17 protein-coding genes are annotated in these 15,896 nt (G+C 69.7%); 9 read left to right on the forward strand and 8 right to left on the reverse strand.

The annotated features are described in order from the left end of the window. Positions 1-14 precede the first annotated feature (14 nt). Positions 15-1,181 (reverse strand): tRNA dihydrouridine synthase DusB, encoded by a 1,167-nt coding sequence (gene dusB, locus ACFY5C_RS12750; protein WP_389443716.1) that lies wholly within the window; start codon positions 1,179-1,181, stop codon positions 15-17. Between the two features lie 64 nt (positions 1,182-1,245). Between dusB and ACFY5C_RS12755 the strand changes: the two genes are divergently transcribed. Next, the gene (locus ACFY5C_RS12755) at positions 1,246-2,691 is read left to right on the forward strand and encodes an MFS transporter (RefSeq protein ID WP_389443718.1); all 1,446 of its coding nucleotides are present in this window, start codon (positions 1,246-1,248) and stop codon (positions 2,689-2,691) included. An 8-nt stretch (positions 2,692-2,699) separates the two neighbouring features. On the opposite strand, the gene ACFY5C_RS12760 is transcribed toward ACFY5C_RS12755, so the two are convergent. Then, positions 2,700-3,608: a helix-turn-helix transcriptional regulator gene (locus tag ACFY5C_RS12760; RefSeq protein ID WP_389443720.1), complete on the reverse strand. Its 909-nt coding sequence runs from the start codon at positions 3,606-3,608 to the stop codon at positions 2,700-2,702. 101 nt (positions 3,609-3,709) lie between these two features. Here ACFY5C_RS12760 and ACFY5C_RS12765 point away from each other — a divergent pair, with 101 nt between their 5' ends. The 3 genes from ACFY5C_RS12765 (at position 3,710) to ACFY5C_RS12775 (ending at position 6,111) form a co-directional block, all read left to right on the forward strand. Continuing rightward, a complete protein-coding gene (locus tag ACFY5C_RS12765; protein WP_389443722.1) occupies positions 3,710-5,137 on the forward strand; it encodes an MFS transporter in 1,428 nt (475 codons plus the stop codon). A gap of 135 nt (positions 5,138-5,272) precedes the next feature. Next, positions 5,273-5,491 (forward strand): hypothetical protein, encoded by a 219-nt coding sequence (locus ACFY5C_RS12770; protein ID WP_389444126.1) that lies wholly within the window; start codon positions 5,273-5,275, stop codon positions 5,489-5,491. Continuing rightward, on the forward strand, positions 5,488-6,111 hold the full coding sequence (locus ACFY5C_RS12775; protein WP_389443724.1) for a GNAT family N-acetyltransferase: 624 nt from the start codon (positions 5,488-5,490) through the stop codon (positions 6,109-6,111). The genes ACFY5C_RS12770 and ACFY5C_RS12775 overlap by 4 nt, the downstream gene beginning before the upstream one ends. 4 nt (positions 6,112-6,115) lie before the next feature. Here the strand turns inward: ACFY5C_RS12775 and ACFY5C_RS12780 are convergent, their stop codons facing one another. Together ACFY5C_RS12780 and ACFY5C_RS12785 are read right to left on the reverse strand one after the other, a co-directional pair. Next, entirely contained in the window at positions 6,116-6,715 is a 600-nt protein-coding gene (locus ACFY5C_RS12780) for a TetR family transcriptional regulator (protein ID WP_389443726.1), read from the reverse strand. Between the two features lie 41 nt (positions 6,716-6,756). Beyond that, positions 6,757-7,764: an aldo/keto reductase gene (locus ACFY5C_RS12785; protein ID WP_389443728.1), complete on the reverse strand. Its 1,008-nt coding sequence runs from the start codon at positions 7,762-7,764 to the stop codon at positions 6,757-6,759. Between the two features lie 160 nt (positions 7,765-7,924). Between ACFY5C_RS12785 and ACFY5C_RS12790 the strand changes: the two genes are divergently transcribed. Beyond that, positions 7,925-8,971, forward strand: coding sequence for a chitinase (locus ACFY5C_RS12790; RefSeq protein WP_389443730.1), 1,047 nt, complete (start codon positions 7,925-7,927; stop codon positions 8,969-8,971). 3 nt (positions 8,972-8,974) lie between these two features. On the opposite strand, the gene ACFY5C_RS12795 is transcribed toward ACFY5C_RS12790, so the two are convergent. Both ACFY5C_RS12795 and ACFY5C_RS12800 read right to left on the reverse strand, forming a co-directional pair. After that, the gene (locus tag ACFY5C_RS12795) at positions 8,975-9,586 is read right to left on the reverse strand and encodes a LysE family translocator (protein WP_389443732.1); all 612 of its coding nucleotides are present in this window, start codon (positions 9,584-9,586) and stop codon (positions 8,975-8,977) included. Positions 9,587-9,792: 206 nt separating this feature from the next. After that, the gene (locus tag ACFY5C_RS12800) at positions 9,793-11,175 is read right to left on the reverse strand and encodes a glycine--tRNA ligase (RefSeq protein ID WP_389443734.1); all 1,383 of its coding nucleotides are present in this window, start codon (positions 11,173-11,175) and stop codon (positions 9,793-9,795) included. A 162-nt stretch (positions 11,176-11,337) separates the two neighbouring features. On the opposite strand from ACFY5C_RS12800, the gene ACFY5C_RS12805 reads away from it, so the two are divergent. The 4 genes from ACFY5C_RS12805 to ACFY5C_RS12820 are packed head-to-tail and all read left to right on the forward strand — an operon-like array spanning position 11,338 to position 14,468. Beyond that, the gene (locus ACFY5C_RS12805) at positions 11,338-12,303 is read left to right on the forward strand and encodes a metal ABC transporter substrate-binding protein (protein ID WP_389443736.1); all 966 of its coding nucleotides are present in this window, start codon (positions 11,338-11,340) and stop codon (positions 12,301-12,303) included. 19 nt (positions 12,304-12,322) lie between these two features. After that, on the forward strand, positions 12,323-13,090 hold the full coding sequence (locus ACFY5C_RS12810) for a metal ABC transporter ATP-binding protein (RefSeq protein WP_389443738.1): 768 nt from the start codon (positions 12,323-12,325) through the stop codon (positions 13,088-13,090). Further along, a complete protein-coding gene (locus ACFY5C_RS12815; RefSeq protein ID WP_389443740.1) occupies positions 13,090-13,992 on the forward strand; it encodes a metal ABC transporter permease in 903 nt (300 codons plus the stop codon). Before ACFY5C_RS12810 ends, ACFY5C_RS12815 begins: the two co-directional genes overlap by 1 nt. Positions 13,993-14,051: 59 nt before the next feature. Continuing rightward, entirely contained in the window at positions 14,052-14,468 is a 417-nt protein-coding gene (locus ACFY5C_RS12820; protein WP_389443742.1) for a Fur family transcriptional regulator, read from the forward strand. 9 nt (positions 14,469-14,477) lie between these two features. On the opposite strand, the gene ACFY5C_RS12825 is transcribed toward ACFY5C_RS12820, so the two are convergent. Then, the gene (locus ACFY5C_RS12825; RefSeq protein ID WP_389443744.1) at positions 14,478-15,017 is read right to left on the reverse strand and encodes a YcxB family protein; all 540 of its coding nucleotides are present in this window, start codon (positions 15,015-15,017) and stop codon (positions 14,478-14,480) included. Between the two features lie 28 nt (positions 15,018-15,045). Beyond that, complete coding sequence (locus ACFY5C_RS12830; protein ID WP_389443746.1) at positions 15,046-15,885, reverse strand: isoprenyl transferase; 840 nt, start codon at positions 15,883-15,885, stop codon at positions 15,046-15,048. Positions 15,886-15,896 lie beyond the last annotated feature (11 nt).

Genomic DNA, 15,896 nt, shown 5'->3' on the forward strand with positions numbered 1-15,896 from the left:
CGCGTCCGCAGCGTTCAGCCCCCGGACGTGTCCAACTCCGCGTCCTCGCCCACACCCGCGCAGTCGTACGGGTCCTTCAGCCAGCCGTCCGGCAGCACCACCCGGTTGTTGCCGGACGTACGGCCACGGGGCCCGTCGGCACCGGTCGGCCAGGGCTGGTCGAGGTCCAGCTCGTCCAGCCCGGACCGGAGTTCCTCGAGCGACGACGTGACGGCGAGCCGCTTGCGCATCTCGGAGCCGACCGCGAAGCCCTTCAGATACCAGGCGACGTGCTTGCGGAAGTCGATGACGCCACGCGCCTCGTCCCCGATCCACTCACCCAGCAGCGTGGCATGCCGGACCATGACGTCGGCGACCTCGCGCAGGCCGGGCCGCGCGACGGCCTCCGTACGCCCCTCGAAGGCCGCGACCAGATCGGCGAACAGCCAGGGCCGCCCCAGGCACCCACGCCCGACGACCACCCCGTCGCACCCGGTCTCCCGCACCATCCGCACCGCGTCCTCGGCCGACCAGATGTCGCCGTTGCCGAGCACCGGGATCTCCGGCACGTGCTCCTTCAGCCGCGCGATGGCGTCCCAGTCGGCGGTGCCGCCGTAGTGCTGGGCAGCCGTACGGCCGTGCAGGGCGATGGCCGTCACGCCCTCCTCGACGGCGATCCGGCCGGCGTCGAGGTAGGTGATGTGATCGTCGTCGATGCCCTTGCGCATCTTCATCGTGACCGGCAGGTCACCCGCCCCGCTGACCGCCTCCCGCAGGATCGCCCGCAGCAGGTTCCGCTTGTACGGCAGCGCGGAGCCGCCGCCCTTGCGCGTCACCTTCGGCACCGGGCATCCGAAGTTCAGGTCTATGTGGTCGGCCAGGCCCTCCTCCGCGATCATGCGGACGGCCTTGCCGACGGTGATCGGGTCGACGCCGTACAGCTGGATCGAGCGCGGCTTCTCGGTCGCGTCGAAGTGGATCAGCTGCATGGTCTTCTCGTTGCGCTCGACCAGCGCCCGGGTCGTGATCATCTCGCTGACGAACAGCCCCTTGCCACCGCTGAACTCCCTGCACAGCGTGCGGAAGGGCGCGTTCGTGATCCCGGCCATCGGGGCCAGGACGACGGGCGGCTGCACGGTGTGCGGACCGATCGGCAGGGGCGGGACGACGGGCGTGACAACGGGCGAGGCGGTCATGGACATCCACCCATTCTCACGTACCGGACCGGGTGCGGCGAAATTCATTAGTTAGGCGTACTATTCAAGGATGCCGGAGCTCAGCCCACGCCGCCGAGTGCTGGTCCTTGCGATCTGCTGCATGAGCCTGCTGATCGTGAGCCTCGACACCACGGCCCTCAACGTCTCCCTGCCCTCGATGCAGCGCGACCTCGGCGCGAGCACCTCGGGTCTGCAGTGGACGATCGACGCCTACACACTCGTCCTGGCCTCCCTGCTGATGCTGGCCGGCTCCACGGCGGACCGGATCGGCCGCAAGCGCGTCTTCATGACCGGCCTGGTCCTTTTCACCATCGGTTCGGCGCTGTGCTCCGTCGCACCCACCCTCGACTCGCTGATCGTCTTCCGGATGGTGCAGGCCGTGGGCGGCTCGATGCTCAACCCGGTCGCGATGTCGATCATCACCAACACCTTCACGGACCCACGCGAACGCGCCCGGGCGATCGGGGTCTGGGGCGGGGTCGTCGGCATCTCGATGGCCGCGGGACCCCTGGTCGGAGGCCTGCTCGTGGACGCGGTGGACTGGCGCGCGATCTTCTGGGTCAACCTGCCGGTGGGCCTGGCCGCCCTCCTCCTCACCCTCCGCTTCGTCCCCGAGTCCCGGGCCCCCAAGGCCCGCCGCCTCGACCCGGTCGGCCAGATCCTGGTGATCGCGCTGTTCGGCTCACTGACGTACGCGATCATCGAGGCCCCGAACGCCGGGTTCTCGTCGGTCCTGCCGTTCGCGGCGCTGGCGCTCGCGGCTCTCCTGGGTCTCCTGTGGTACGAGCCGCGCCGCGCCGAGCCCCTCATCGACCTGCGGTTCTTCAGGTCGGCGCCGTTCAGTGGGGCGACGGTGATCGCGATCGGCGCGTTCGCCGCGCTGGGCGGATTCCTGTTCCTGTCGACGCTGTACCTCCAGAACGTACGCGGCCTGAACGCCCTGCACGCGGGCCTGTGGATGCTGCCGATGGCCATGCCGATGTTCCTGTGCGCGCCGCTGTCCGGGCGGCTGGTCGGCAGTCGGGGGCCGCGGCTGTCGCTGGTGGTCGCGGGTGTCGCGATGACCGGCAGCGCAGCGCTGTTCGCCGTGTTCGAGGCCGAGACGTCCAATGTCACGCTGCTGCTCGGGTACGCACTGTTCGGCGTCGGATTCGGGTTCGTCAACGCACCGATCACCAATACGGCGGTCTCGGGAATGCCGCGTGCGCAGGCCGGGGTCGCGGCCGCCGTGGCCTCCACGAGCCGTCAGATGGGGCAGACGCTGGGCGTTGCCGTGGTCGGGGCGGTGTTGGCCTCCGGGGTGGGGGCGGCGTCGTACCGCGAGACGTTCGTGTCAGCCGCCGGGCCCGGGTGGTGGATCATCACCGGGTGCGGGCTGCTGGTCCTTGTGGTGGGGGCGTTGACCAGTGGGCCGTGGGCTCGGCGTACCGCTGAACGTACGGCTGAGCGGCTGCAGTCGGCGGAGGTTCGCGACGCGTCTCGCGTCAGTGCGTAGTTCGACGGCTAACGGCCGGTGGGGGCTGGTCGCGCCCCTGAGAGGGCGATTTCGTGCAGCTTCTCCAAACGCACCCTCGATTCCTCGTCCGCGGGCACGTACGTCACCATCCTCGGCCCCACCTCCGGGCTCAGCCACAGGTCCGTGTGGTCGACGACCACCCGCCCCACATGCCGGTTGAGGAACTCCTTGCGCTTGCTGCGGTGGGCCACCACCTCGTGGCGGTCCCAGACCTCGCAGAACTCCGGGGACTCCGTACGCAGCCTCTTCAGCAGCATCTTCCAGGCGGGCTCGGCGAGATGGCCGGCCATTGCGGCGCGGAAGCGGGCGGCCATGAGACGTTGGGCCTCCTCCAGGTGCACGATCGACGACTGCCACTCCTCGTGCGTGTACGAAAGGATCAAGCAGTTGCGGTCCTCGGGCGGCACCGCCTCCAAGTCGCAGAGCAGCAGACCGTAGGTGCGGTTGTGGGCGAGGATGTCGTAGCGGCTGTTCTGCAGGCAGGCCGGGTACGGCTCCAGTTGCTCCAGGACGGCACGCATCGCGGGGGTCACCGAAGGGCAGGTCGTCGCCGGCGTCGGATCCACCGCCCCGGCCAGCTGGAAGATGTGGGAGCGCTCGCTGGGGTCGAGCATCAGGGTGCGGGCGAGGGCGTCGAGGACCTGGACCGAGACCTGGATGTCGCGTGCCTGTTCCAACCAGGTGTACCAGGTGACGCCGACCGCCGAGAGCTGGGCGACCTCCTCGCGGCGCAGGCCAGGGGTGCGGCGTCGGCTGCCGCGGGGCAGGCCGACCTGCTCGGGGGTGATGTGCTCGCGACGGTGGCGCAGGAATTCGGCGAGTTCGTGGCGCCGGACCGCCGAGGCGGTTCGGGCGAGCGGGGTCGGGGGGACCGTCTCCTGGGCCATCGTCGTCATGCCTCCAGCCTGCCGCCGCCCGGACCCTGTTTCCAGGTGGTTCTTCTACCAGGATAAGGACACTCTGGTACCACTCTCGCAACGGCCGCAGTCTCGTAACCGTGACCGAAACCATCACTGCGCACAAGGCCCGGACGACCGCGTCACCACCCTCGCTCGGCGGCCTCGGGCTCTTCACGGTGCTGCTGGGCGCGGCGCTTCCCCTCATCGACTTCTTCATCGTCAACGTGGCTCTGCCCACCATCGGCCACGACCTCGCGGCGAGCGAGGCCGTGCTCGAACTCGTCGTCGCGGGCTACGGGTTGGCGTACGCCGTGCTGCTCGTCCTCGGCGGGCGGCTCGGTGACCTGTTCGGCCGGCGGCGGCTCTTCCTGGGCGGCATGGCGGCGTTCGGGCTGACCTCGCTGGCGTGCGGCCTCGCGCCCAGCGCGTGGACGCTCGTCGCGGCGCGGGTCGCGCAGGGCGCGGCGTCGGCGGCGATGCTGCCGCAGGTACTGGCCACCATTCAGGCGGCCACCAGCGGTCAGCGCCGTGCGAAGGCCATGGGCCTGTACGGCGCGACGGCCGGCCTTTCGATGGTGGCCGGGCAGATCCTCGGCGGTGTGCTCGTCGCCGCCGACATCGCGGGCACCGGCTGGCGCTCGGTCTTCCTGGTCAACGTCCCCGTCGTCCTCGTCGGCCTCTTCCTGGCCGCCCGCGCGGTCCCGGAGACCCGCTCCCAGCGCCCCGAGCCGCTGGACGGACCCGGCACGGTCCTGCTCGCCGTCTCCCTCCTGGCGCTGCTGGTCCCGCTCACCGAGGGCCGGGCGGCGGGCTGGCCGCTGTGGACGTGGCTGTCGCTGGCGGCGTTCCCGTTCGTGGCGGCGGCCTTCTACGCGGTGGAGCGCAGGGCGGACCGGGCGGGGCGCACTCCGCTGGTACCGCCGAGCCTGTTCGCGCTCACGTCCCTGCGGCGCGGCCTGGTGATGATCGTGCCGTTCTCGATCGGCTTCAGCGGCTTCATGTTCGTGATCGCGGTGGCGTTGCAGCAGGGCGCGGGCCTCGGCCCGGTCGCGGCGGGAGTGGCTCTCGTCCCGATGGCGGTGGTGTTCTTCTTCGTCTCACTGGCCGGCCCCCGGCTGGTCGCCCGTCACGGCACCCGCGTCGTGACCGCCGGTGCGGTGATCCAGGGAGCGGGCGTGGCCCTGATGGCGCTGGCCGCCTGGCGCTTCTGGCCGGACTTCGGCTTCGTCGAGCTGCTGCCGGGCGCGGCGGTCGCCGGTGCGGGGCAGGCCCTCCAACTCCCCGTCATCTTCCGGATCGTGCTCTCCGAGGTGCCGACCGCGAGGGCGGGTGTCGGCAGTGGCGTGATGATCACGACCCAGCAGTCGTCGCTGGCCCTGGGTGTGGCGACGCTGGGCACGCTCTTCCTCTCCCTGGCGTCCACGATGGGCATGGGCGACGCCCTGGTCACCACGCTCCTGGTCCAGTTGGCCGGAGTGGTGCTGACAGGCCTGCTCAGCCTGCGTCTGCCGCGCACGATCGGCTGAGCGAGTTGTGAGGGTGTGGCCACAGGTTGGTCAACGCACCGGGAAAGTGTCCCTGTTGATGTTGGTCTTGCTGCACACTCCTTGCTGCGCGAGGGCGCACACGCAGACTCGATGTCCCGGGACGCTGGAGGCGTCATGCTGGAGATCAACCAGAGCAAGGTGAGCCGCTGGGACCACCACGGGCGCGAGCACGTCGTACGGGTACAGCGCAAAGGCGCGCAGCGCTCGATCAGATGCGACACCTGCGGCTGGCGCAAGAGCACGCAGTTCCTGCCCTGGCTGAAGGCGGAGGAACACCTGGCGGAGGCGCACCAGGCGACCGTGGACCCGGCCGGCAACCAACCGGACCGATGACCCACGTCCGCCCCTGTCGTCCCGAGGACCGGGAGGCCGTCGAGGACATCTGCGTCCGCACGGCCCACGAGGGCGGCGACAGTCGGCCGTACTACCGGGACCCGGGCATCTTCCCGGCGACCTTTGCGCTTCCCTACGTCGCTCTGGAACCGGACCTCGCGTTCGTCCTGGACGACGGGGCGGGCCGGGCGGTCGGCTACGTCCTCGGCACCGCGGACACGCCCGGTTTCGTGGCGGCCTTCCGCACCGAGTGGCTCCCTCTGGTCGCCGCCCGGCACCCCGAGCCGCCCGGCACCCCGGCCACCCCGGACGAGCAGCTGGTCCATCTCCTGCACCACCCGGAGCGCATGCTCGTCCCGCAGGTCGCGGCCTACCCGGCCCACCTGCACATCGATGTGCTCCCCGATTGGCAGGGCCGGGGGCACGGCCGCGCCCTGCTGCGCACCCTGCTGACGGCGCTGCGGGAGAAGGGAGTTCCGGCCGTGCACCTCTCGATGGTCACGGCCAACGCCCCGGCCAGGGCCTTCTACGACCGCCTCGGTTTCCACGAGATCGACGTCCCGGACCCGGGTCCGGTCACCTACCTCGGGCGCGCGACCACACGGCTCGACCGCCTGTGACGGTTCAGCCTCGCGCCCGCAGTCCCCGGATCAGCAGGTCCACCACGGCCTCGAACTCCCCGTCCACACCGGGCCGTACCCACTCGCCTGCGTAGTGCGGGTCGTGGAACCGGTCGGTCGCCCGGAAGAGGGCGAAAGCCGTGGTGGCGGGGTCCTCCGCGGCGAAGGCGCCCGCGTCGGCGCCCGCGCGGACGATCTGCGTCAGCTGGCCGGTGAGTTCGGCGACGTGCTCGCCGACGACCGTCTCCGCGGTCTCGGTGGTCAGCACCGAGTACGTGGCGAAGAGCTCCGGGTCGTCGAAGGCCTTGCGGCGCTTGGCGGCGAACAGCGCCGCGAGCCACTCGCGCACCCGTGTCTCCGGATCCAGGTCAGGGGCGGCGACGATGGCGGCCAGGACCTCCGTCGTCCGGTCCAGCCACCTCTTCGTCACCGCCTCCCGCAGCGCCGCCTTGGTACGGAAGTGCCGGTAGACGCTGCCATGGCTGACGCCGAGCGCGCGGGCCACGTCGACCACGGTGGCCTTGGCCGGTCCGTGGCGGCGCAGCACCTCCTCTGTCGCTTCGAGGATGCGCTCGGCGGTCAGGGTCGTGGGCGTCTGCGACATGCCCTAGACCGTACCTGGCCCGGGGCCCGGCGCCGGAGCCACTACTTGCTGCCCAGGTGCGCCATCTGCGCGGCCGGGTAGCGGTCGCCCGCCGCCGCGTCCGCCGGCACCGCCTCCTCGATCGCCGTCAGGTCCGCCGCGTCCAGCGTGACGTCGAGCGCGCCCAGCGACTCGGTGAGCCGCTCCCGGGTGCGGGCACCGACGAGCGGCACGATGTCGTCGCCGCGGGAGAGCACCCAGGCGATGGCGATCTGGGCGACGGAGACGCCCTTCTGCTCGGCGATCTTCCGCAGCGCCTCGACCAGCGTCAGGTTGTGCTGGAGGTTCTCGCCCTGGAAGCGGGGCGAGTGGGCGCGGAAGTCGTTCGCCGCGAGTTGCCGGTCCGGGGTGAAGTGGCCGGAGATCAGACCGCGGGACAGCACGCCGTACGCGGTGATGGAGATCCCCAGCTCACGGGTGGTCGGCAGGACCGACTCCTCGATGCCGCGGGAGATCAGGGAGTACTCGATCTGCAGGTCGGCGATCGGCGCGGTCGCGGCGGCCCGGCGAATGATGTCGGCGCCGACCTCGCTGAGGCCCACGTGGCGGACGTACCCCTTCTCGATCAGTTCCGCGATCGCGCCGACCGTCTCCTCGATCGGTACGTCGGGGTCGAGCCGGGCGATCCGGTACACGTCGATGTGGTCCACGCCGAGGCGCTGCAGTGAGTACGCGGCGAAGTTCTTCACGGCGGCGGGGCGGCCGTCGTAACCGACCCAGGCGCCGTCCGGGTCGCGCAGGGCGCCGAACTTCACGCTGACCAGGGCCCGTTCGCGCAGGTCGGCGGGCGCGGCGCGCAGGGCCTCGCCGATCAGCATCTCGTTGTGGCCCATGGCGTAGAAGTCGCCGGTGTCGAGCAGGGTCACGCCGGCCTCCAAGGCGGCGTGCACGGTCGCGATCGACTCGGCCCGGTCCGCGTCGCCGTACAGCGCGGACATGCCCATGCAGCCGAGGCCGAGGGCGGAGACCTGGGGGCCGGTGGTTCCGAGGGAGCGAGTTTGCATCGTCATGTCATCCACCATGCCCTAACAGCTGACAGATTTCAATATCTGTCATTCCATACTTGTCAGGCTGAGCTTCGGAATGGTCCAGACCTATTGACGGGAGGTCTGGACCACGAGCACTGTCATGCCTACGACACCTCACCGCACCCCCCACCGGGAGGCCCGTATGCTCCGCCGCGCCCTGCGCCTGCTCGCCACCGCCCTGGCGACCGCCTGTCTGACCCAGCTCCCCGTCGCCGCCCCCGCCTCGGCCGCCGACACCTGCGCCGTGAAGTCGAAGCCGTCCGGAAAGGTCCTCCAGGGCTACTGGGAGAACTGGGACGGCGCCGCCAACGGCGTCCATCCGCCCTTCGGCTGGACCCCCATCACCGACTCCCGCATCGCGGCCCACGGCTACAACGTGATCAACGCGGCCTTCCCGGTCATCCGCTCCGACGGCACCGCGCTCTGGGAGGACGGCATGGACACGGGCGTGAAGGTGGCGACGCCCGCGCAGATGTGCGCGGCGAAGGCGTCGGGTCAGACGATCCTGCTGTCGATCGGCGGCGCGACGGCCGGCATCGACCTCAGCTCGACCGCCGTTGCGGACCGTTTCGTCGCGACGATCGTCCCGATCCTGAAGAAATACAACTTCGACGGCATCGACATCGACATCGAGACGGGCCTGGTCGGGAGCGGAAACATCAGCCAACTCTCCACATCACAGGCCAACTTGATCCGCATCATCGACGGGGTCCTGGCCCGGATGCCGTCGAACTTCGGCCTCACCATGGCTCCCGAGACGGCGTACGTCACCGGGGGCAGCGTCACCTACGGCTCGATCTGGGGCGCCTACCTGCCGGTCATCAAGAAGTACGCCGACAACGGCCGCCTGTGGTGGCTGAACATGCAGTACTACAACGGCAGCATGTACGGCTGCTCCGGCGACTCCTACTCCGCCGGCACCGTCCAGGGCTTCACCGCCCAGACCGACTGCCTCAACAATGGCCTGGTCATCCAGGGCACGACCATCAAGGTCCCGTACGACAAGCAGGTCCCGGGCCTGCCCGCCCAGTCCGGCGCGGGCGGCGGCTACATGGCCCCGTCCCTGGTCGCCCAGGCCTGGCGCCACTACGGCACGTCTCTCAAGGGCCTGATGACCTGGTCGCTCAACTGGGACGGCTCGAAGAACTGGACGTTCGGCGACAACGTGAAGTCCCTGCAGGGGCGTTGAGGCTCACTTGGTCGTGAGGGCGAGCTTCGCCCCCAGCGCCACGAACGACCCCGCGAAGCTCCGCCGCAGCCACGTCATCACCCTCGGCCGGGAGGTGACGTGGCTGCGCACGGACGCCGCCAGGACGCCGTACGCCGCGAAGACCAGGAACGTCGCCAGCATGAACACGCCGCTCAACGCCAGCATCCGCACCAGCGCGTGCGGCTCGTGCGGGCTCACGAACTGCGGCAGGAACGCGAAGAAGAAGATCGTCAGCTTCGGATTGAGGATGTTGATCAGCACGGCCCGGACGATCACCTGCCGCGCCGAGTTGGGGGTGGTGCCCTCCTCGACGGCGATGGCGTCCTTGTCCCGCACGGTCGCCCAGGCCATGTAGAGGAGATAGGCGACACCGGCGTACTTGAGGACCTGGAAGGCAGCGGCGCTGGCATTCAGCAGCGCCGCCAGACCGGTCACCGTGGCCAGCACATGCGGCACGATCCCGAGCGTGCACCCGAGCGCGGCGACAACACTGGCCCGCCGTCCCCGGGAGAGCCCAGCAGCAAGGGTGTAAACGACGCCGGTGCCGGGGGTGGCGACGACGACAAGGGTGGTCAACAAGAAGGCGATGGTCATGCCCGCCACCTTCCGCCCACGGGCACCCCGCCAACAGGTCCAATCACCCACGCCCGAAGAGGACCAATCACCGGCACCCCACAAACGCAGAGTTCCCCGCACCCCCTCAGGGGCGCGGGGAACTGCGCGACAAGCCACGACGAACCCGCGGCAGGCGAATCACCCAAGCAAGGCAGAAGCAGCCCCGCTCAGCGGTCCGGCAACACCTAGCAACCGACCAGCCGCGCGGCGAGGTACCCCTCGATCTGGTCCAGCGACACGCGCTCCTGCTTCATCGAGTCCCGCTCACGCACGGTCACCGCATTGTCGTCCAGCGTGTCGAAGTCGACGGTCACGCAGAACGGCGTACCGATCTCGTCCTGGCGACGGTAGCGGCGCCCGATCGCACCGGCGTCGTCGAACTCGATGTTCCAGTTCTGCCGCAGCGCCTGCGCGAGGCCCTTGGCCTTCGGGGAGAGCTCCGGGTTGCGCGAGAGCGGCAGCACGGCGACCTTCACCGGCGCCAGACGCGGGTCGAGCCGCAGCACCGTCCGCTTCTCCATCTTGCCCTTGGCGTTCGGCGCCTCGTCCTCGACGTACGCGTCGAGCAGGAACGCCAGCATCGCGCGGCCGACACCGGCCGCGGGCTCGATGACGTACGGCGTCCAGCGCTCGCCGGCCTCCTGGTCGAAGTAGGAGAGGTCCTGGCCGGAGGCCTTGGAGTGGGCGTTCAGGTCGTAGTCGGTGCGGTTGGCGACGCCCTCCAGCTCGCCCCACTCGCTGCCGCCGAACGAGAAGCGGTACTCGATGTCGGCGGTGCGCTTGGAGTAGTGGGAGAGCTTCTCAGCCGGGTGCTCGTACCAGCGCATGTTCTCCTCACGGAGACCGAGGCCGGTGTACCAGTTCCAGCGCTCCTGCATCCAGTACTCCTGCCACTTCTCGTCCTCGCCCGGCTTGACGAAGAACTCCATCTCCATCTGCTCGAACTCGCGGGTGCGGAAGATGAAGTTGCCGGGCGTGATCTCGTTGCGGAAGGACTTGCCCATCTGCGCGATGCCGAACGGCGGCTTGCGGCGCGAGGTGGTCTGCACCTGACCGAAGTTGGTGAAGATGCCCTGGGCGGTCTCGGGGCGCAGGTAGGCGATCGAACCGGAGTCCTGGGTCGGGCCGAGGTGCGTCGAGAGCAGACCCGAGAACTGCTTGGGCTCGGTGAACTGGCCCTTGTTGCCGCAGTTGGGGCAGTTGATGTCGGCGAGGCCGTTCTCCGGGGCGCGGCCCTTCTTCTCCTCGTACGCCTCCTCCAGGTGGTCCGCGCGGAACCGCTTGTGGCAGGAGGTGCACTCGGTGAGCGGGTCCGTGAAGGTGGCGACGTGGCCGGAGGCGACCCAGACCTCGGGGGCCAGGATCACGGACGAGTCGATACCGACCACGTCCTCGCGCGACGTCACCATGTAGCGCCACCACTGGCGCTTGAGGTTCTCCTTGAGCTCGACACCCAGCGGCCCGTAATCCCATGCGGCACGCTGACCGCCGTAGATCTCACTGCAGGGAAATACGAAGCCACGGCGCTTGCTCAGGCTGACGATGGTGTCGATCTTGTCGGCGGCCACGGTGCTCTCTTCATTACGACGACGGGCGACGAAGCGAGGCGCTTCACAGCGAATGCTTCAGGGTACCGGCGGGGCTGGCCCCTCAACCAAATCGGTAGCCCTCTGTGGACAGCCCCTCACGCTTGTTGACAATCGTTTCCACCTTTGCTGAAAATGACTGTCATGAACGTACGACGACATCACATATCCGGGCTTGCTCTGACGGCCGTCACCGCGCTCGGTATCGGCACGCTCTCCGCCTGCTCCTCGGACAGTGCGGCCGCAGGCAACACGGACAAGTTCGACGTCGTCGCGTCGTTCTACCCCATGGCCTTCCTCGCCGAGCAGATCGGCGGCGACCATGTCAACGTCTCCAGTCTGACCGAACCCGGCCAGGAGCCGCACGACCTGGAGATCAGCGCCAAGCAGACCGCGCAGCTGGAGGAGTCCGACGCGGCGCTCTACCTGAAGGGTCTCCAGCCGTCCGTCGACGAGGCCATCGGGCAGGCGGGCCTGAAGACGACGATCGACGCCGCCACGCTGACGACGCTGGAGGACCACGGCGCCGTCGAGGACGACCACGGCCACGGTGGCGAGGAGGAGCACGCGGAGTCCGAGCAGGAGCACGCCCGCGACCCGCACATCTGGCTGGACCCGGTGAAGTACGCCGAGGTCGCCAAGGGCGTCGGCGCCGCCTTCGAGAAGGCGGACCCGGACCACGCGGCCGACTACAAGAAGAACACCGAGGCGCTGGTCAAGAAGCTCGACGGGCTGAACACCGAGTTCGCGGACGGGCTCAAGAACACCAAGTCCAAGGTCTTCTTCACCAACCACGCCGCCTTCACCTACCTCGCCGAGCGCTACGGCCTGACCATGGAGGCCATCTCCGGCCTCGACCCGGAGAGCGAGCCCAGCCCGGCCCGGATCAGGGAGCTCCAGGAGGAGGCCAAGGCCGACGGGGTCACCACCGTCTTCTACGAGACACTGGTCTCCGACAAGACCGCGAAGACCCTCGCCGACGACGCGGGCCTCAAGACGGACGTCCTCGACCCGTTGGAAGGCATCACCGACAAGTCCAAGGGCGACGACTACTTCCAGGTCATGGAGGCCAACCTCAAGGCGCTGCGGACCGCGCTGGGGGCCAAGTGACCGACCTACGGAGGACGGCATGACCGAGCCCGTCATATCGCTGCGCGGCGTCCGCGCCGAGCTGGGCTCGCGCCCCGTCCTGCGCGGCATCGACCTCACCGTGGGCCACGGTGAGGTCGTCGCCCTGCTCGGGGCCAACGGCTCGGGCAAGTCGACCGCCGTGCGCAGCATCATCGGCCAGGTGCCGGTCAGCGCCGGCGAGATCGAGCTGTTCGGCACCCCGCGGGCCCGCTTCCGCGACTGGGCGCGGGTGGGCTACGTCCCGCAGCGCACGACAGCCGCGGGCGGCGTGCCCGCCACGGTCGGCGAGGTCGTCTCCTCGGGCCGCCTGTCACGCACCCGCTTCGGCGTCTTCCGCAAGGCCGACCACGCTGCCGTACGCCGCGCTCTGGACCTGGTCGGCATGACGGACCGGGTGAAGGACTCGGTGGGCGCCCTGTCCGGCGGCCAGCACCAGCGGGTGCTCATCGCCCGCGCCCTGGCCTCCGAGCCCGAGCTGCTCATCATGGACGAGCCGATGGCGGGCGTGGACCTGGCCAGCCAGGAGGTGCTCGCGCAGACGCTCACGGAGCAGGTCGCCGGCGGCTCGACGGTCCTGCTGGTCCTGCACGAACTCGGCCCGCTGGAGCCCCTGATCGACCGGGCGGTGGTCCTGCGCGACGGCTGCGTGACGCACGACGGCCCGCCCCCGAAGGCCGTCGGCCAGCACGCGCTGCCCGGCCACGACCACGTACACCCGCACGCGGCTCACGACGCCGAACCGATCCGGACGGGGCTGCTGAGCTGATGGACTTCCTGAACTACGACTTCATGCAGCGGGCGCTGCTCGCCGCCGTCCTGGTCGGCATCACCGCGCCCGCCGTCGGCATCTACCTCGTCCAGCGCCGCCAGGCCCTGATGGGCGACGGAATCGGCCACGTGGCGATGACCGGTGTCGGCCTCGGCTTCCTGCTCTCCTGGTCGCCGGTGTGGATGGCGACGCTGGTCTCCGTCCTCGGCGCGGTCCTGATGGAACTGATCCGCTGGTACGGCCGCACCCGCGGCGACATCGCCCTCGCGATGCTCTTCTACGGCGGTATGGCCGGCGGCGTGATGTTGATCAACCTCGCGCCGAACGGCTCGAACGCCAACCTGACGTCGTACCTCTTCGGCTCCCTGTCCACGGTGAGCGAGTCGGACGTGACGGCGATCATCCTGCTCGCCGCGTTCGTGGTGCTGGTCACCCTCGGCCTGCGCCGCCAGCTGTTCGCGGTGAGTCAGGACGAGGAGTTCGCACGGGTCACTGGCCTCCCGGTGCGCGCCCTGAACCTGCTGACGGCGATCACCGCGGCGGTGACCGTGACGGTGGCGATGCGCGTGGTCGGGCTGCTGCTGGTGAGCGCGCTGATGGTGGTGCCGGTGGCGGCCGCCCAGCAACTCACCCGGAGCTTCGCGGCGACGTTCGCGATCGCCGTCGCCATCGGTGTCACGGTGACGATCGGCGGCACGGTCACGTCGTACTACCAGGACGTCCCGCCCGGCGCGACGATCGTGCTGCTGACCATCGGCGCGTTCATCGCGCTCACCGCCCTGGCGACGCCACTGGCCCGCCGCAGGGCCCGCGCCCTGGCCGCGGCGCACCCCGAAGGCGATCCCGCGGAGTGCGCGATTCCGGCCAGCCGGGATGCCACGGGCAAGGTCGGCGTCTGACTGCCGGCAGTCCGGGCTGGCACAATGGCCCGGCAAGTGCAGACCTGAGGAGGCAACCGGTGACGACCGTTGGACCGCCCGTTAAGGGCCGCGCCACTCGGCAGCGGGCCGCCGTGGCGGCGGCCCTGGACGAGGTCGACGAGTTCCGCAGCGCGCAGGATCTCCACGACATGCTGAAGCACAAGGGCGACTCGGTCGGGCTCACCACGGTCTACCGCACCCTGCAGTCCCTCGCCGACGCCGGCGAGGTCGACGTCCTGCGCACCTCCGACGGCGAGTCGGTCTACCGCCGCTGCTCGACGGGCGAGCACCACCACCACCTCGTCTGCCGCGTCTGCGGCAAGGCCGTCGAGGTCGAGGGCCCGGCGGTGGAGAAGTGGGCGGACGCCATCGCGGCCGAGCACGGCTTCGTGAACGTGGCGCACACGGTTGAGATCTTCGGCACATGCGCGGAGTGCGCCGCGTCGAAGAGCTGATCCCAGGAGTCAGACGCGGGTCAGGTTGCGGTCGAGGATCTCCCGCAACCTGTCGGCGTCGGCGGGTTCCTGAATGCCGCGCTTGGGCAGGACCGCGACACCAACAGCGGTGTTGTCACCGCTGAGCAGGACGAACACCTCCGCGGCCTCCGCGTAGCGTGGCATCCCGGCCCAGTTGATCGTCGTGGTGCCGGCGTCGTTGGCGATGCTCACTCCGGTGTCCGTCACCAGCGTGCGGCAGGTGCCCTGCCGCTGGGCAAACCGATGCAACTGGCGGGCCTGGAACCGGGGGATGGCCGCCACCATCACCGCCGCCACGAGCAACCAGAGGATGACTATGGGCGATCCGCTGCCCGTGGCGATCGCGAGCGCCAGCATCAACAGGGCCAGGACGGCCATGGCGCCGGGCAGCCACCGTTGCATGCGTCCCGACCGGCTGGCGCGCAGCCGCGCCCGCAGCGCTTGATCAAGGTCCTTCACGGTCGGCTGGTACACCAGCTCGACGACGTCCTGCTCCTGAGTGGCTTCCCGCCCCATGTCCATGACCATGAGGCGGGATCGTACCGTCAGCCGGTGACTAGGAGTCCTCCTGCCGGCCCTCCATCGCCAGCAGCTCCTCGTTCGGGATCGCCCCGCCGAACCGCCGGTCGCGGGAGGCGAACTCCACGCACGCGCGCCACAGGTCACGCCGGTCGAAGTCCGGCCACAGGACGTCCTGGAAGACCATCTCGGCGTAAGCGCTCTGCCAGAGAAGGTAGTTGGAGGTGCGCTGCTCACCGCTCGGGCGCAGGAACAGGTCCACGTCCGGCATGTCCGGGTAGTACAGGTACTTGGCGAAGGTCTTCTCGTTGACCTTGGACGGGTCCAGCCGCCCGGCCTTCACGTCCGCCGCGAGGGCCTGCGCGGCGTCCGCGATCTCGGCCCGGCCGCCGTAGTTCATGCAGAAGTACAACGTCAGCCTGTCGTTGTCCTTGGTCTGCTCCTGGGCGATCTGGAGCTCCTTGGCGACGGACTTCCACAGCTTCGGCATCCGGCCGACCCACCGCACCCGGATCCCCAGCTCGTCGAGCTGGTCGCGGGTCTTGCGGATGAAGTCGCGGTTGAAGTTCATGAGGAAGCGCACCTCGTCCGGCGACCGCTTCCAGTTCTCGGTGGAGAAGGCGTACAGGGAGATCGCGCCGACGCCAATCTCGATCGCGCCCTGAAGGACGTCGAGCACCCGCTCGGCACCGACCTTGTGGCCCTCGGTGCGCGGCAGCCCGCGCTCCTTCGCCCAACGGCCGTTCCCGTCCATGACGATCGCCACATGGTTGGCGACCAGCTCGCCGGGGAGCTTCGGCGCGCGGGCACCGGACGGATGCGGCTCCGGGGCCTTGTACTCGCGGCGCCGGCGCCCCAGGAACCCACTCACAACCATGTGCTTTCCGT

The sequence above is a fragment of the Streptomyces sp. NPDC012935 genome (assembly GCF_042900345.1).
GTDB lineage: Bacteria > Actinomycetota > Actinomycetes > Streptomycetales > Streptomycetaceae > Streptomyces.

Excerpts from the sequence above, each read along its gene's own strand:
- dusB (WP_389443716.1), bottom strand. The coding sequence starts at position 1,181 with ATGTCCATGACCGCCTCGCCCGTTGTCACGCCCGTCGTCCCGCCCCTG.
- ACFY5C_RS12755 (WP_389443718.1), top strand. The coding sequence starts at position 1,246 with ATGCCGGAGCTCAGCCCACGCCGCCGAGTGCTGGTCCTTGCGATCTGC.
- ACFY5C_RS12760 (WP_389443720.1), bottom strand. The coding sequence starts at position 3,608 with ATGACGACGATGGCCCAGGAGACGGTCCCCCCGACCCCGCTCGCCCGA.
- ACFY5C_RS12770 (WP_389444126.1), top strand. The coding sequence starts at position 5,273 with ATGCTGGAGATCAACCAGAGCAAGGTGAGCCGCTGGGACCACCACGGG.
- ACFY5C_RS12775 (WP_389443724.1), top strand. The coding sequence starts at position 5,488 with ATGACCCACGTCCGCCCCTGTCGTCCCGAGGACCGGGAGGCCGTCGAG.
- ACFY5C_RS12780 (WP_389443726.1), bottom strand. The coding sequence starts at position 6,715 with ATGTCGCAGACGCCCACGACCCTGACCGCCGAGCGCATCCTCGAAGCG.
- ACFY5C_RS12785 (WP_389443728.1), bottom strand. The coding sequence starts at position 7,764 with ATGACGATGCAAACTCGCTCCCTCGGAACCACCGGCCCCCAGGTCTCC.
- ACFY5C_RS12790 (WP_389443730.1), top strand. The coding sequence starts at position 7,925 with ATGCTCCGCCGCGCCCTGCGCCTGCTCGCCACCGCCCTGGCGACCGCC.
- ACFY5C_RS12795 (WP_389443732.1), bottom strand. The coding sequence starts at position 9,586 with ATGACCATCGCCTTCTTGTTGACCACCCTTGTCGTCGTCGCCACCCCC.
- ACFY5C_RS12805 (WP_389443736.1), top strand. The coding sequence starts at position 11,338 with ATGAACGTACGACGACATCACATATCCGGGCTTGCTCTGACGGCCGTC.
- ACFY5C_RS12810 (WP_389443738.1), top strand. The coding sequence starts at position 12,323 with ATGACCGAGCCCGTCATATCGCTGCGCGGCGTCCGCGCCGAGCTGGGC.
- ACFY5C_RS12815 (WP_389443740.1), top strand. The coding sequence starts at position 13,090 with ATGGACTTCCTGAACTACGACTTCATGCAGCGGGCGCTGCTCGCCGCC.
- ACFY5C_RS12825 (WP_389443744.1), bottom strand. The coding sequence starts at position 15,017 with ATGGTCATGGACATGGGGCGGGAAGCCACTCAGGAGCAGGACGTCGTC.
- ACFY5C_RS12830 (WP_389443746.1), bottom strand. The coding sequence starts at position 15,885 with ATGGTTGTGAGTGGGTTCCTGGGGCGCCGGCGCCGCGAGTACAAGGCC.